Annotated in this window: 11 protein-coding genes; 9 read left to right on the forward strand and 2 right to left on the reverse strand. The window is 55.0% G+C overall.

What is annotated here, in order from left to right; genetic code table 11:
* Nucleotide 1: 1 nt before the first annotated feature.
* The 3 genes from H8K43_RS00460 (at nt 2) to pip (ending at nt 5,296) form a co-directional block, all read left to right on the forward strand.
* On the forward strand, nt 2-1,888 hold the full coding sequence (locus H8K43_RS00460; protein ID WP_186902038.1) for a M56 family metallopeptidase: 1,887 nt from the start codon (nt 2-4) through the stop codon (nt 1,886-1,888).
* A 126-nt stretch (nt 1,889-2,014) separates the two neighbouring features.
* Nucleotides 2,015-4,246, forward strand: a complete 2,232-nt coding sequence (locus tag H8K43_RS00465; RefSeq protein ID WP_186902039.1) for a TonB-dependent receptor plug domain-containing protein — start codon at nt 2,015-2,017, stop codon at nt 4,244-4,246.
* A gap of 87 nt (nt 4,247-4,333) precedes the next feature.
* Nucleotides 4,334-5,296: a prolyl aminopeptidase gene (gene pip, locus H8K43_RS00470; RefSeq protein WP_186902040.1), complete on the forward strand. Its 963-nt coding sequence runs from the start codon at nt 4,334-4,336 to the stop codon at nt 5,294-5,296.
* 9 nt (nt 5,297-5,305) lie between these two features.
* On the opposite strand, the gene H8K43_RS00475 is transcribed toward pip, so the two are convergent.
* Nucleotides 5,306-6,310, reverse strand: a complete 1,005-nt coding sequence (locus H8K43_RS00475) for an SAM-dependent methyltransferase (RefSeq protein ID WP_186902041.1) — start codon at nt 6,308-6,310, stop codon at nt 5,306-5,308.
* Nucleotides 6,311-6,555: 245 nt separating this feature from the next.
* Here H8K43_RS00475 and clpB point away from each other — a divergent pair, with 245 nt between their 5' ends.
* Nucleotides 6,556-9,144, forward strand: coding sequence for an ATP-dependent chaperone ClpB (clpB, locus tag H8K43_RS00480; RefSeq protein ID WP_186902042.1), 2,589 nt, complete (start codon nt 6,556-6,558; stop codon nt 9,142-9,144).
* 179 nt (nt 9,145-9,323) lie between these two features.
* Nucleotides 9,324-9,623 carry a hypothetical protein gene (locus H8K43_RS00485; RefSeq protein WP_186902043.1) on the forward strand — a complete coding sequence of 100 codons (300 nt, stop codon included), beginning with the start codon at nt 9,324-9,326 and terminating at the stop codon, nt 9,621-9,623.
* Between the two features lie 12 nt (nt 9,624-9,635).
* On the opposite strand, the gene H8K43_RS00490 is transcribed toward H8K43_RS00485, so the two are convergent.
* Nucleotides 9,636-10,436, reverse strand: a complete 801-nt coding sequence (locus H8K43_RS00490) for an AraC family transcriptional regulator (protein ID WP_186902044.1) — start codon at nt 10,434-10,436, stop codon at nt 9,636-9,638.
* A gap of 108 nt (nt 10,437-10,544) precedes the next feature.
* On the opposite strand from H8K43_RS00490, the gene H8K43_RS00495 reads away from it, so the two are divergent.
* From H8K43_RS00495 to H8K43_RS00510, 4 genes are all read left to right on the forward strand, one after another.
* Entirely contained in the window at nt 10,545-11,813 is a 1,269-nt protein-coding gene (locus H8K43_RS00495) for an MFS transporter (protein ID WP_186902045.1), read from the forward strand.
* Between the two features lie 50 nt (nt 11,814-11,863).
* Nucleotides 11,864-12,376 (forward strand): ribonuclease E activity regulator RraA, encoded by a 513-nt coding sequence (gene rraA, locus H8K43_RS00500; RefSeq protein WP_186902046.1) that lies wholly within the window; start codon nt 11,864-11,866, stop codon nt 12,374-12,376.
* Nucleotides 12,377-12,582: 206 nt separating this feature from the next.
* On the forward strand, nt 12,583-13,293 hold the full coding sequence (locus H8K43_RS00505) for a CerR family C-terminal domain-containing protein (protein ID WP_186902047.1): 711 nt from the start codon (nt 12,583-12,585) through the stop codon (nt 13,291-13,293).
* A 68-nt stretch (nt 13,294-13,361) separates the two neighbouring features.
* On the forward strand, nt 13,362-14,825 hold the full coding sequence (locus H8K43_RS00510) for an efflux transporter outer membrane subunit (protein WP_230403601.1): 1,464 nt from the start codon (nt 13,362-13,364) through the stop codon (nt 14,823-14,825).
* Nucleotides 14,826-14,844 lie beyond the last annotated feature (19 nt).

Here is a 14,844-nt window from a genome sequence, read left to right on the forward strand (position 1 = left end):
CATGAGCGCCGCAATCAGTCAGTTTTCTTTTGAGCGGCTGACCCAGATACTGGGCTGGCCTTTGCTGGATTTCGTGTGGCAAGGTGTGTTGATCGCAGGTGTGGCAGCACTGTTGTTAAGCTTATGTCGTCACGCCAGGCCGCAGACCCGCTACCTGATTGCCTCAGGCGCAATGCTGTTATGCGCGCTGTTGCCTTTGGCTGGCATGTTGCTGCAAGCCTCGCGTCCACCAAGCCTGACACTGAGCGCAGCTTTGCAATTGCTTGCCGAAACGTCTGCCACGACCGAAGTGCAATGGCAGGACAGCAATCTGCTGCTCAGCATGCTGGCGCCAGTATTGCCTTTCCTGGTGACGCTATGGCTAAGTGGCGTCACGCTGATGCTGAGCCGTTATCTCCTGGGGCTGCTGTGGATCGCACGTCTTGGTAGTCAGGCCGGACAGGCAACTTACCTCAGCGCGATGGGCGACTGGCAGCATAGCGCACGCACTTTGCAAGCACGTTTTGGCATACGGCGTGAAGTCCGCTTGCTGTGGAAAACCGAGATACTGAGTCCGATGACGACAGGCTGCTGGCGCCCTGTGATACTGATGCCGGTATCGCTGCTGAGTGGCATGTCGCCGAGCATGATAGAAGCTTTGCTGGCGCATGAATTAGCGCATATCCGGCGCTGGGATTATCTGGTCAAGCTGCTGCAGAATCTGGTGCAGGCGCTGCTCTTCTATCATCCTGTGGTGTGGTGGCTGGGCCGTCAGATGGATAGCGAGCGTGAGCTGATCGCAGACCAGTTAGCGGTTGCTGCTACTGGTCAGTCACGTGAACTGGCGCTCGCATTGCAAAGCCTGGATCAGATGCAGATGCAACAGCAAGCGCTGGCGCTGGCCGCGCATGGCGGTGATTTACTGAGCCGTATACGCCAAATCCTGCGTCCCGGCCCGCAAGCCTGGCAATGGAAAATGGCATTGCCGGTCGTGTTGGCAGTCGTCAGTCTGATGCTGATTTTTCAGACCAAAGTCGATGCTGTTCCCGCCGCTGACCAGTTAGTGCTGAACCAGCAAGCGCACGAAGCCGCCTTGCCAGCTAAGCTGATGATCAACACCCATTCGCGGCATGTGATGGTGCTGGACGAGGCGAGTGGCGCCGTTTTGCTGCAAAAAAATGCGGATGTGGCGGTGCCGATTGCGTCGATTTCTAAGTTACTGACTGCGATGGTCACGCTCGATGCGCAGCTGGATATGCAGCAGGAATTGCAGTTGAGCCGACAGGACATGGTGGGTTCGCAGCAGGGCCTGACACTGCTTAAACCCGGTCTGTCAGTCACGCGTCAACAATTGTTGGAACTGATGCTGGTACCGTCCAGTAATACGGCGGCCAAAGCCCTGGGACGTACCTATCCGGGCGGTGAAGCTGCACTGATCGCAGCGATGCAGCGCAAACTCCAGGCTTTAGGTCTGCATCAGACCAGCATAGAGGAGCCGGTCGGGATCTCCGCCAATAACCGCTCCAGTGCTGCCGATCTGGCCCGTCTGGCGCGCATTGCAGCTGCTTATCCTGAACTGCAAAAGCTGAGCGGCAGCCCGGAAATGAAGTTGTCGCTGGCCGGTAAAACTGAGCGTCTGCCCAGCAGTAATCCTTTGGTGGGGCAGGCCAGCTGGGATATCTCGCTGACCAAAACCGGTTATTCCAAAGCAGCAGGGCGCTGCCTGTTACTGCGTACCAAAATCGCAGGCAAACACTGGATAGTCGTTTTACTCAATGCCGATCAATTCGCGATGCGTACTGAGGATGCAGAGCTGATACGTGATGCCATCAGTGGTGCTGTCAGTGCCTCAAGCAGTGCCTCAAGCAGCGCATCAATCCTCGATGGCAGCGCCGTCATGGCGCGCTGAGTCATGCTGAACTCTAGCCACATCAACTAAGCCAACTCAACTAAGCCAACTTTATTTATTAGCCTTCATAGCGCTGTTCCTGTAAGGACAGCGCGGGGGCTGTTGCGCACTTTTTTCTGAAAAATCATGCCATATCCGACTATTTATCTGCTTCCCAATGCTACGCATTATGGCGCTTACCGCACACTGTTTATGCTGCCTGCGCTTGGGCTGACACTGTGCTTCGCTGGGCCAGGTCAGACTGCCTATGCGCAGCAAACCGTACAACAAGTCGAGCTCAAAGCCAGCGCCGCAGCGCGCTCTGGCCGCGATGACACGGCGGCCAAAGTGCTGATTCCGCACGAAGAAATTGTCCGTTACGGTGATCATCAATTGCTGGATGTGCTCAGGCGTCAGCCCGGCATCACCATCGCTGAAGGCAAGGGCAAACAGCCGGAGTTGCGCCTGCGCGGACTCGGCAATGGCTATACCCAGATCCTGGTGAATGGTCAGGAAATGCCTGCCGGATTTCAGCTTGACAGCATTGCGCCTGAGCTGGTCGAGAGCATAGAAATTGTCCGGGTCGCCGGGGCTGATCTGACTGCAAGCAGTATGGCGGGCAGCATCCATATCAAACTCAGACAAAAAAAAGCGACCGCAGAATCCGAATGGCGTGCTTCTTCCTCACTGCAGGATGGCAGGCTGGGGTCGCAATTCTCCGTACAAAGTGGCGGCGCCTTAGCGTCCGCACCGGACTGGCGCTATTTGCTGGCTTTACAGCTCGATAGCAGTAGCGTGGAGCAAAATCAGTACAGCCAGCAGCTGGTGCAGAACCAGACGCAGAACGGCAATCAGGCATTTTGGCAGAACAGCACAGACAGCCGTCTGCAACTGCAGCAGCACAACCGGCGTGACAGCATCACACTGACGCCCTCGCTGCAATGGCAGCCAGATCAGCAGCGACAGTGGCGTTGGCAATTATTCTTGAATTACGCCAGACCGGAAAATACGAAGCAGGAAAGTGAGCAGGCTGGCGCGGGTATGCCTCTGACTTCAGAGTTTCCGCTGAATCACAGCATCTGGGCCGCGCATATTCTGACTGCACGTCAGGAATTACAATGGGAACAGCGCCTGAACGACAGCGCTAAACTCAGCATGCAATGGGGCTGGAATCATTTCGCACGTGATTCGCGCTTTCGCTTTTGGGGTAGCAATCCTGCGGCTGGACTCAGCGAGCAGCGCGTGGTGTTTGCCGATGCCAAAGAAAACAGCTGGCGCTGGGCTGGCAAATATCTGGCACCGTATTCGGAGCAGCATGTGCTCAGTCTGGGCTGGGATAGCAGCCTGGCACAACGCGAAGAAAGCCGCGATGAATGGGATACGCCTTCGCTCGGCCAGCCTCAGCAATCGGCACATCGCTATGACGCCAGCATGCGTAAGCTGGCGGGCTATATCCAGGATGAATGGACCCTGCATGCACAACTGTCTGCCTATCTGGGCTTACGTTGGGAGCAGTTCGTCGCACACAGCGAAGAAGCCGGGCAGTTTGATATCCGTCAGCAAAATGCAGTCTGGAGTCCGGTGCTGCAAACCTTGTGGAAAGCCGATGCGCAAACCCAGTGGCGCCTGGCAGTTAATCGCACGCTCAAACAGCCAGCGCTGGCGAAGCTGATACCACGCCGCTTCCGCGTCGATAATAACAATAATCCGTTTAATCCTGACCAGTTGGGTAATCCCGGCTTGCGCCCAGAACGCGCATGGGGGCTGGATCTGGGCTATGAGCGCGCATTGGGTGAGGATAGTCAAATCAGTGTGAGCTTCTATCGCAAATGGGTACAGGATTTAATGCTGGAACATCTGAGTCTGCAGCAGGGTATATGGGAAAGCCAGACGCAGAATCATGGTAAGGCGGTGATCGACGGGCTGGAGCTGGAAGGCAGGTTTGCCTTGAAAGAATTTTGGGAAAACAGTCCGGCAATCAGGCTCAGAAGCAGTCTGGCGTATAACTGGTCACGCTTATCGGCAGTCACAGGGCCGGATAACCGGCTGCCGGAGCAGGCGCGTCTGAGTGCCAAGCTGGGCTTGGATTACACGATCAGCCCGGCATGGAAAATGGGTGTTGATGCTGCCTATCAATCCAGCGAGCGTTATCGCGACACAGCCGGCATGCTGTCGCTGAGCGGGCCACGGCGCCATCTCGATGCGTATTTGAGTTTCAGCGCGCAGGCGCATAGCCAGTGGCGGCTTAGCGTGAATAATTTGCTGCAGCAGGATCAGCGCAGTGCAGATTATTTTCAGCTGACTGAGCGCCGCTGGAGTGAGCAAACGACGCAAGCCAGCAGTCGTCAGTGGCGTCTGAGCTGGGAGGGTAAATGGTAGTGGAACTTAGCCCGTCTGTCGATGCTACACATGGAGTTTGCCGTTTATAATGGGGCGCATTTTTCACGCCACTCTTCAGGTCTGACTATGAACGACAACAACACCCTGTACCCACCGATAGAACCGAATCGCAGCGGCATGTTAGCCGTCGATGATCTGCATACTTTGTATTGGGAAGAATGCGGCAATCCGAACGGCCAGCCGGTCTTGTATTTGCACGGTGGCCCGGGTGCGGGTTCATCGCCGCTGCAAAGGCGTTTCTTCGATCCTGCGCATTACCGCATCGTGTTGTTTGATCAGCGCGGCGCAGGCAAATCGACACCACTCGGTGAATACCGCCAAAACACCACGCAATTGCTGATTGAAGACATAGAAAAACTGCGTGTCATGCTGGGCATAGAACAGTGGCTGATTTTCGGCGGTTCCTGGGGCTCAACGCTGGCGCTGGCTTATGGCGAAGCCCATCCTGAGCGCTGCCTGGGCTTTGTGTTGCGCGGAATTTTCCTGTGCACCAAAGCCGAGGTGGAGTGGTTTGTGAATGGCATGAAATTCTTTTACCCTGAAATTCATGCGGCATTTGCTAACGCGATTCCTGAAGCGGAACGTGGCGACTTATTGCAAGCCTATGTCAGCCGTCTGTTCTGCGATGATCCTGCCGTCTACACCGAGGCTGCGCGTAACTGGAGTCGTTATGAGGGTTCCTGCCTGTTCCTGAAACCGCAGCCGGAAGCGATAGCCAGCTTTGAATCGGACGCCGTCAGTCTGGGTATAGGCAGGCTGGAAGCCCACTACATGCGTAATGGCGCGTTCATGGAAGATGATGCCTTAATCCGCAACATCGCTGCGATCCGTCATTTACCGGCAGTGATAGTGCAAGGCCGTTACGATGTGATTTGCCCGCCAGTGTCCGCCTACCGCCTGCATCAGGCCTGGCCGGAAGCGGCTTTCCATGTGATCGGTGATGCCGGACATTCTTCCATGGAGCCGGGAATTACAGCAGCACTGGTGCGGGCTTTAAACCAGTTTGCGGCTGGTCTGGCGTTTGACTGATTAGCGGCTTCAACCGGGCTGCACCTCTGCTGTCACCGCATCCTGTTCCGCTACAGCTGTAAAAGCAATGTGAGGCAAAGCCCCCAGCGCATAATGAAAGCGGAACTCGCCCACGCCTGGCGCCGGGCGCAGCCGCTGCGGCAAATTCAGGCTGCTTTCATGATCCCTGAGCCAGTGTGGACCAAACACCTGGATGCGGGTCAGCAGATAATACGCCTGATCCTTAGTGCTGACTTCAGCCAGGCTCAGGCTGTTTCCCGCTACGCGCATCGCTTCGGGATTGGTTGAGAGCAGGGTGGCGTGATCCAGGCTGAATACCCGGCCAAGCTCACGCAATTCGCGTGAATGTCCGAGTCCCAGATCGATATGCACTGCTTGCGGCACGGTCAGTGCAGCAGGTGCCTGCTGACACAGGTGACGCATGATGGCGAATTGCGGTTCTTTACTCAGTGCGACATTCATGGTTTCACTGATGATCAGATCCGGTTGCCGCTCAGACGGTATGGTGTAACGGGTCGCATCCACGCACAGGTGTAAGCCCACATGATCCGATAATCCCAGACCTGTCAGCAATTGCATCGCATATTCCAGCGAGCTGGCTGAGACATCCAGCAAATCCACCTGCACCTGGTCTGCGCTATGGGTCAGCAGGATAGGCAGCACCAGCAAGGCATATGGCCCGCAGCCCGCATACAGTATGCGTTTCGGCCCGCTGACCGGGCTTGGGCAGGCTTGCAGTGCTGCCAGACTGGCGCGCATGAAGGCGATGCTGCGCAAGGGTTCACGCGCGCAAAACGCTGCCTGTATCGGTGAAATTGCAATGCCATGCGCTAACTCCTGACGTCCCTCATGCATTGCATTCACACCGCCCGGCAATAAGTCAAGTTCAGACAATTCGTCCAGTATTTGTCGGAAGCGATCAATTTCCAGAATTCGGTCTGCGCTGTCTCCGTTTTCCTGTAACAGGCACTGACTCAAAGACCGTAATTCTGCTAACTGGGACGCGCTGGGCATTCGTCTTCCTTTCAATTCAGGTGGCTGCTGTTTTGTAAATTGTATCCTTAAAGAAATATTGTCTGTTAAGTATTTTATTCCCCTCTGAAAATTTGCGTTACACCATGTCTTACCACTCTGTATGGCGCCCTAAGCTATCCGGCTTTGACCTACAACAAGACTTCTGTTTTGTTTCGGTTCCAGACTGCTTGAAATCAGGACTGCTGCCCCAAATTGGGTGTTAATCAAATATTCAGGAGCACATCATGCGTCTCGACAAACTCACGACCAAATTGCAGGAAGCCCTGGCTGACGCACAAAGTCAGGCAGTGGGCAATGATCATCCGTATATCGAACCCTTACATTTGCTGCTGGCCTTAATACAGCAGGATGACGGCAGCAGCCGCTCGCTGTTGCAGCGCGCCGGTGTCAATGTGAATGCCTTGCAGAACGCGCTCAAAGCCGCCGCCGAGCGTCTGCCTAAGGTTTCCGGTAATGATGGCCAGGTGCAGGTCAGCCGCGAGCTGACTGGTTTGCTGAATATGGCCGATAAAGAAGCACAGAAACGCGGTGACCAATTCCTCGCCAGTGAAATGATCTTGCTGGCTTTAAGCGAAGATAAATCAGACGCCGGTAAGCTGGCACGCGAGCATGGACTGAACCGCAAATCGCTGGAAGCTGCGATTTCTGCGGTGCGTGGCGGTGGCAATGTTGATTCTCAGGACGCAGAAGGGCAGCGTGAAGCTTTGAAAAAATACACGCTGGATCTGACTGAGCGTGCCCGTCTGGGTAAGCTTGACCCGGTGATTGGTCGCGACGATGAAATCCGCCGTGCGATTCAGGTGTTACAGCGCCGCAGCAAGAACAATCCTGTGCTGATCGGTGAGCCTGGCGTGGGTAAAACCGCGATTGTGGAAGGCCTGGCGCAGCGTATTGTGAATGGCGAAGTACCGGACAGCCTGAAATCCAAGCGCGTGTTATCGCTCGATATGGCGGCCTTGCTGGCGGGTGCTAAATACCGTGGTGAGTTTGAAGAGAGGCTGAAAGCCGTACTCAAAGAAATCGCACTCGATGAAGGTCAGACCATCGTCTTTATCGACGAATTACACACCATGGTCGGTGCCGGTAAAGCGGAAGGTGCGATGGATGCCGGTAATATGCTCAAGCCTGCACTGGCACGCGGTGAATTGCATTGCGTTGGTGCTACCACGCTCGATGAATATCGTCAGTACATAGAAAAAGACGCGGCACTGGAGCGTCGTTTTCAGAAAATCATGGTGGATGAGCCTACGGTCGAAGCGACGATTGCGATTTTGCGCGGCTTGCAGGAAAAATACGAAGTCCATCACGGCGTGGACATTACCGATCCGGCCATCGTGGCTGCGGCAGAATTATCCAATCGCTACATCACTGACCGCTTTCTGCCGGATAAGGCGATTGATCTGATCGATGAAGCTGCTGCCAAGATCAAGATAGAAATCGACTCTAAACCCGAGGTGATGGATAAGCTGGACCGCCGCCTGATACAGCTTAAGATAGAACGTGAAGCCGTTAAACGTGAAAAAGACGAGGCCTCGCATAAGCGCTTGGGTCTGATTGAAGAAGAGATAGAAAAACTGTCTCGCGAATATGCGGATCTGGAAGAAATCTGGAAGGCAGAAAAAGCCAGCGTGCAGGGCAGCACCCATATCAAGGAAGAGATAGAGAAATTGCGCCTGCAAATGGAAGATGCCAAGCGTAAGGGCGACTGGCAAACCATGTCTGAGCTGCAGTATGGCCGTTTGCCTGAGCTCGAAGCACAATTGAAGCAGGCTGATGCAGCTTCTGCCAGCCAGCAGCCGGGATCAAAAAACAAGTTGCTGCGTACTCAGGTCGGTGCAGAAGAAATCGCCGAGATCGTCTCGCGTGCGACCGGCATCCCGGTGTCGCGCATGATGCAGGGTGAGCGCGAAAAACTGCTGCATATGGAAGATGCCTTGCATCAGCGTGTGGTTGGGCAGCATGAGGCTATCGTCGCGGTATCCGATGCGATTCGCCGTTCGCGTGCCGGGCTGGGTGATCCTGGCCGCCCGTATGGTTCTTTCCTGTTCCTCGGGCCTACCGGCGTCGGTAAAACTGAATTATGCAAGGCGCTGGCCAGCTTCCTGTTTGATACTGAGGATTCGCTGATCCGCATCGACATGAGCGAATTCATGGAAAAACACAGCGTGGCACGCCTGATCGGTGCGCCACCTGGTTATGTAGGCTATGAAGAAGGTGGTTACCTGACCGAAGCCGTACGCCGTAAGCCTTACAGCGTGATTTTGCTCGATGAAGTAGAGAAGGCGCATCACGATGTATTCAATGTCTTGTTGCAGGTGTTGGATGACGGACGCATGACGGATGGTCAGGGCAGAACCGTGGACTTTAAAAACACGGTGATCATCATGACCTCGAATCTGGGTTCACATCAGATTCAGGCCATGGAAGGCAGCGATCCTGAGTTGATTAAGCTCGCAGTGATGGGCGAAGTCAAAACCCATTTCCGTCCTGAATTCATCAACCGTATCGATGAAATCGTGGTGTTCCATGCGCTGGATGCGAAAAACATTGGTGCGATTGCCAAGATACAGCTCAAAACCCTGGAGCAGCGCCTGCTGCAGATGGATATGGGCTTGCAGGTCAGCGATGCCGCCTTACTCAAAATCGCAGAGGCCGGTTTCGATCCTGTGTATGGTGCAAGACCACTGAAACGCGCGATCCAGCAGCAGATAGAAAACTTGCTGTCTAAAGAGATATTGCAAGGAAAATTCGGCCCTAAAGATATTATTTTGGTCGATGTTGAAAATGGCGAGCTGGTATTTGAGAAAGTGTGATTTAATACGTTTAAGCAAGTTGGGGTGGTGCGTCAGCATCACCCTTTTTTTTAGGACTTACGCAAACCGCCCCAGCTGCGTTATGGCTCCTTGTCGTACTAAGCGTACTGCCTGCGTCGCCATGCCTTGCTGGGACATTTTTGCGTAAGCCCTATTTTAGGGCTATCTTCCTGATAACTATGTTCCGTATACTGTTACTGCTCATCGCTGGCGTCGTTGCTTATTATGCATATCGCATGCCGGAGTATGCTTACACCTATTCCAAGAATAAAAAAGAAGTCATTTCCATTTTTGGCACGCAAGGCAAGGCCAGTAGCAGTACAGACACGCTGGAACTGCGTGATGGCCGTGTTGTGCTGCTCAATCAGAAAATCATGTATCAGGCTGAAGGTATCCGTGCCGTGGAGCTGGAACAGCAGGCAGGTGTTTATACGCTCAAGGTAAATGGCAAGGCCGTGGTATTTCAAACAAATCCATGATGGCCGCGCTCATCAGGCAGCCTGTTCCGGTTTGCGTTTAAAAAAAGCGGTCGGTGAACTGCCCAGGGTTTTTCTGAACATCGCAGAAAACGCCGACTGGCTGGTATAGCCCAGCTCAGCCGCTACCTGTGACAGCGGCATGCCAGACGCGATCAGCGGCGTGGCGCGCGCCAGTCGCATTTGCTGGCGCCACAGACGAAAACTCATTCCCAGTTCTTTATCGAATAAGCGGCTCAGGGTGCGTGCTGACGCGCCGCTGTGCTGCGCCAGTTGTTCCAGGCTATCCTGATTGGCAGGCTGGTTCAGCATCAGCTCACACAGGGTTTTCAAGCGCTTATCCTGCGGCATGGGCAGATGGATAGGCAGCGGGGTGGCGGCGCGCAATTCATCAAATATGACCTTGAACAAATTGGATTCGCGTTCACACCCGGCATCAAACTGTGCAATGGCGGCGATCAGCTCGCGCAACAAGCCTGAGACTTCAAGGATTACACAACTGTCACCCGGAAAAGGATGGCAATCCCTGTGTATCTGCAGTACGCGCAAACGCGAGTCGGCCAGCGTGCGCACTTCATGCATCATATCCGGTGGTATCCAGACTGCGCGCATCGGTGGCACAAACCAGATTTGGCCATCGGCCAGTACCTGCAGCATGCCTTGCGGGGTATAGGTCAGCTGGCCCCAGCCATGCTGATGCGCTTCCAGATTCCTCGCGTTTTGCATATCTCTGGAAATCAAACGGATAGGACGTGCGAGGGTAGGGTGGCGTTCCGGCGGATGCGGCTGGTACTCGGTCAGTTGCGGGATGCGCATGATGAAATTCAATTTGGCGGGTTTGCGACAAAGAATGGCATTCTATCTTAAATCCGCCGCAGCGAATTTCCGTAGACTGAGTCCAGTTTCTACTTAAGGGAGTTTTTTATGGCTAACGCAGGATATGCCCCCGCCGCAACCCAGCCAGCTGCAGGCAAAACCGATGTACTGATCATTAGTCTGGTCGGCGTCGCGCATGGGATTTCGCATTTTTTTCACATGATACTGGCACCTTTATTCCCCTGGATTAAAGAGGCGTTTCAGCTATCGTATGCCGAACTGGGTTTGCTGATGACGGTGTTTTTTGTCATCTCGGGTATCGGTCAGGCCTTATCGGGTTTTGTGGTGGACCGTATCGGCGCCCGCGCGGTGCTGTTCTTTGGTATCAGCTGTCTGGCACTGGCTGCCTTGCTGTTATCGGTGGCCCCCAGCTATGGCTTCTTAATGCTGGGTGCGATGGTGGCCGGTGTGGGCAATAGCGTATTCCATCCGGCCGATTACACTTTGCTCAATCAAAAAGTCACGCCCGCCCGTCTCGGTTATGCGTTTTCTGTACACGGCATTACCGGTAATCTGGGCTGGGCAGCGGCACCGGTTTTTCTGGTCTCGATTGCGCAGTTCAGTGACTGGCGCACGGCATTATTATGTGCATCCGCCTTACCATTAGCCGTGCTGGCGCTGCTGGTCTGGCATAGAGATTTACTGCGTACTCATCAAGTCGTAAAGAATCCTGCAGCAGACAGTGGCAAACTCAATGCAAACAGCGCGCAGACAGAAGGTACACTGGACTTTTTGAAGATACCTGCGGTCTGGATGTGCTTTGCTTTTTTCTTTCTGATCGCTATGGGGCTCGGTGGCATACAAAACTTTTCTGCCACCAGTCTGCGTGATTTATATGGCATGTCGCTGGCTACGGCCACCAGTGCATACACCCTGTATATGCTGGCTTCGGCTGGCGGTATGTTGTGGGGTGGGATGCTGGCGGCAAAAGCCAAAAATCATGACCGCACTATCGCAATGGCGTTTGGCGCAGCTGGTATGTTTGCACTGTGCCTCGCTACCGGTTTGCCGGGTAGCGGGCTGGCGGTGGTCTTGATGGCGGCGATAGGTTTTGGCTCCGGCGTGGCTGGCCCATCTCGCGATTTGATGATACGCGCTGCCGCACCCAAGAACGCGACAGGCCGCGTGTATGGCATTGTGTATTCAGGATTAGACTCTGGCCTCGCTTGCTCGCCGCTGTTGTTTGGTGCGATCATGGACCGCCATCAGCCAGCCTTGGTATTTGTGTTGGTCTGTGTGTTCCAGGTGCTCGCTATCCTGACAGCGGTCAATGTCGGTGCCCGAACCCGTGCCCGCAATGCGAGTGTGAGTGCCTGAATTTGAACCGCAGCAGATGGCTTTTCTATATGCCTACTTGGAGGATATCGATGTCTGAAACTTCTGCTTCTTTGCTGACCTGCGATCTGTGTGATGCACACGAGCCCTTGCTGGCAAAGGGCAGTTTGCGTGTATTACCGCCTGTCTTTCTATCCTTTGGTGCCAAATCCCAGTTCGCTGGTCCGGCTGCCACACTGCGTTTGTTTGAAGATAATGGCATGGTGCGCAGCACCTTGGAAACAGCCGGGCAGGGACGGGTCTTGGTGATCGACGGCGGTGGCAGTTTGCGCTGCGCACTGGTTGGCGGCAATCTGGCGGTGCTGGCAGAAAAAAATGGCTGGGCTGGCATCATCGTGCATGGCTGTGTTCGGGATACCGCAGAAATCAATGCCTGCCAGATCGGCGTACGTGCGCTGGCTGCAATGCCGGTGCGCAGTGTCAAAAAAGGCGGGGGCGAAGCGGAAGTCACGATCACGATAGCCGGTGTACGCATCGTGCCGGGACAGTGGATTTACGCTGACGCCGATGGTGTGTTAGTGGCAGATCAGGCCTTGCATGCCTAACTTACCTGACTAAAGCCGCTTGAAGCGAAACCGGCATAGTAAGAAAGCCAGTTGATCTTTGTTGATCTGCTGGCTTTTTCATTTGTTATGGAGCTGAAGTCCAGCAATAACCCTACTGCCTTCCCTAGTTCAATCAAACGTTTGATTTGTGTGTTAGTATCCCACTTTCTTTACTGTGCCAGCTGTATCAAGGCACTGTTCCAGCCATGAAATCTCAAGACGCTCAGTCTCAGCCAGAACAACAGAACATTCACCCTGCAAGCAAGGCGCAAAAGTTGGAGCGCGGGCTCAGGACAGATGGTGCAGAAGCGCGCCTGCGTTTGTTAGACGCCGGTTTGCTGCTGTTTGCGAATCACGGATTTGCTAAAGCCTCCACGCGTGAAATTGCGCGTACAGCGGAGGTAAATATTTCCGCGATCAGTTATTACTTTGGCGACAAAATGGGTTTGTACCGTGCGGTTTTCCGTGACCCGCGCTACAACCCGGAAATTAAACCGGAAGTGTTTGAGGGCGATGATTTACGCGCCTCCATGACTGCGCTGGTACACGGCTTCACCGATGCGCTCAGGCAGGGCGAGAAAGCCGCTTTATTTATGAAGCTGTATTGCCGCGAAATGCTGGAGCCTACCGGTCTGTGGCAGGATGAAATTGAGACTGTGATCAAGCCCGCACATGCGGGATTGGCGCAATGCATCAGCCGTTATCTGGGCTTGCAAGAGCCGGATGCGGATGTGCAAAGGCTTGCATTTTCGGTATCCGGGTTGGCCTTGTCGCTGTTCGTCAATCTTGATGTGATTGAAGCGATACAGCCAGACCTGATTAATAGCCAGCCCGCGATCGATCAGTATGTGCAGCGGATTATCGATTTTGCGCTGGCGATGTGTGAAGCCGAGCTGCGTCGCCGCCAGACTGCCTGATAGCTTGTAAAGCGCCTCGCAAAGAATTGTAAGTATTGATTTGGATCTGAGATGGAGAAATCTTGAACATGAATACGAAATGCAGTCTGATTCCTATACTGCTGTTGAGCACCGCTTGCAGCAGTACAGTGCGCGCGCCGGCTGAACAACTGGCGGCCACGTCTGTGCAGACGCAGCAGGCCTTGCTACAGGCTCTGCCACCAACTACGCAGGCCGCCAGCTTGCAGCAATGGTGGCAGGCTCAGGGTGATCCCGCCTTGTTGCAACTGATTTCAGCGGCGCAAGCAGTCAGTCCCGGCATTGCCCAGGCTTGGGCCAATATCGAAACAGCACGTGCAGCGCGCGTGAGCAGTGGCGCAGCCTTGTTGCCCACGCTGGATGCGACAGCCAGTGCCAGCCGTGCACGCAGTCAGCCCGGCATGCCGGTCAGCAATTCGGGACAAGCCGGTGTGCAGACTTCCTGGGAAATAGATGTGTTTGGCGCTGGCCGCGCAAGTCGCGATGCCAGTCAGGCCAGCCTCGATGCGAGTCGCGCTTTGTGGCATGACGCCAGAATCTCGGTCGCTGCGGAAACGGCCACACAATACGTGAATGCACGCCAATGCCAACTGACACTGGCGTTGACCCGTAAAGACAGTGAGTCCAGGCAGGAAACCGCAAGGGTAACGGCGCTCAGCGTGAAAGCCGGTGTGGCTTCGCAAAACCAATTGGTGCTGTCTCAGGCGGCTGCTGCCGAGGGCAATAACCGTAGCTTGCAACAGCAGGCGGCCTGCGAAGTGGAGCGTAAGGCGCTGGTGGCGCTGACTGGCTTACCAGAAACCGAAGTCGCGACGCTTTTACAGCAAGCAGCCGCCCAGTCAGTCTGGCAGCCGGTCGGCATCAGCAGCCTGCCGGCCAGCGTGTTGAATCAGCGGCCCGATGTGTATGCAGCGGAACAGGAGATGACTGCGGCTTACGCGGAAATTTCAGCGGCTCAGGCCCAGCGTTATCCACGTCTGACGCTGACTGGTTTTGTCGGCCGCGCCAGACTCGACAGCGGTGCCACAGAACTGACTGGCCCAAGCTGGTCGTTGGGTCCTGTCAATCTGACTCTGCCTTTGTTCAACGGTGGCCGTCTGGCGGCAAACGTCGATGCGGCTGAGGCACGCTATCTGGCCAGTGCCAGCAACTACCAGGCTAAAGTGCGGCAGGCAGTACGCGAGGTGGAGGAAGCACTGGTGAATCTGCGCAGTGCTGAAGCCAGACAACAGGATGCCGCACTGGCAGCACGTTCCTATGCAGCGCATGCAGCGCAGACAGCGAGCCGTTATCAGCAAGGCATGGCCAGTCTGTTTGATCTGGAAGACGCACGCCGCAGCGCGTTTGCGGCCGAGCTCAATGAAAGCACGCTGCAATCCGAACGTCGCCGTGCCTGGATCGCGCTGTACCGCGCCGCCGGTTGTGGCTGGAGCACGCAGGCAGCATTACCTGCCGCAGCGGTTATGTCCGCTGGCTCCGCTACCTCCGCTACCTCCGCACAGAATTCACAATAATCCCCGCTTGCTTAAGAAA

The sequence above is a fragment of the Cognatundibacterium curvum genome (assembly GCF_014284235.1).
GTDB classification, from domain to species: domain Bacteria; phylum Pseudomonadota; class Gammaproteobacteria; order Burkholderiales; family Burkholderiaceae_D; genus Undibacterium; species Undibacterium curvum.

Excerpts from the sequence above, each read along its gene's own strand:
- clpB (WP_186902042.1), top strand. The coding sequence starts at position 6,556 with ATGCGTCTCGACAAACTCACGACCAAATTGCAGGAAGCCCTGGCTGAC.
- H8K43_RS00485 (WP_186902043.1), top strand. The coding sequence starts at position 9,324 with ATGTTCCGTATACTGTTACTGCTCATCGCTGGCGTCGTTGCTTATTAT.
- H8K43_RS00490 (WP_186902044.1), bottom strand. The coding sequence starts at position 10,436 with ATGCGCATCCCGCAACTGACCGAGTACCAGCCGCATCCGCCGGAACGC.
- pip (WP_186902040.1), top strand. The coding sequence starts at position 4,334 with ATGAACGACAACAACACCCTGTACCCACCGATAGAACCGAATCGCAGC.
- H8K43_RS00460 (WP_186902038.1), top strand. The coding sequence starts at position 2 with ATGAGCGCCGCAATCAGTCAGTTTTCTTTTGAGCGGCTGACCCAGATA.
- H8K43_RS00505 (WP_186902047.1), top strand. The coding sequence starts at position 12,583 with ATGAAATCTCAAGACGCTCAGTCTCAGCCAGAACAACAGAACATTCAC.
- H8K43_RS00510 (WP_230403601.1), top strand. The coding sequence starts at position 13,362 with ATGAATACGAAATGCAGTCTGATTCCTATACTGCTGTTGAGCACCGCT.
- H8K43_RS00465 (WP_186902039.1), top strand. The coding sequence starts at position 2,015 with ATGCCATATCCGACTATTTATCTGCTTCCCAATGCTACGCATTATGGC.
- H8K43_RS00475 (WP_186902041.1), bottom strand. The coding sequence starts at position 6,310 with ATGCCCAGCGCGTCCCAGTTAGCAGAATTACGGTCTTTGAGTCAGTGC.
- rraA (WP_186902046.1), top strand. The coding sequence starts at position 11,864 with ATGTCTGAAACTTCTGCTTCTTTGCTGACCTGCGATCTGTGTGATGCA.
- H8K43_RS00495 (WP_186902045.1), top strand. The coding sequence starts at position 10,545 with ATGGCTAACGCAGGATATGCCCCCGCCGCAACCCAGCCAGCTGCAGGC.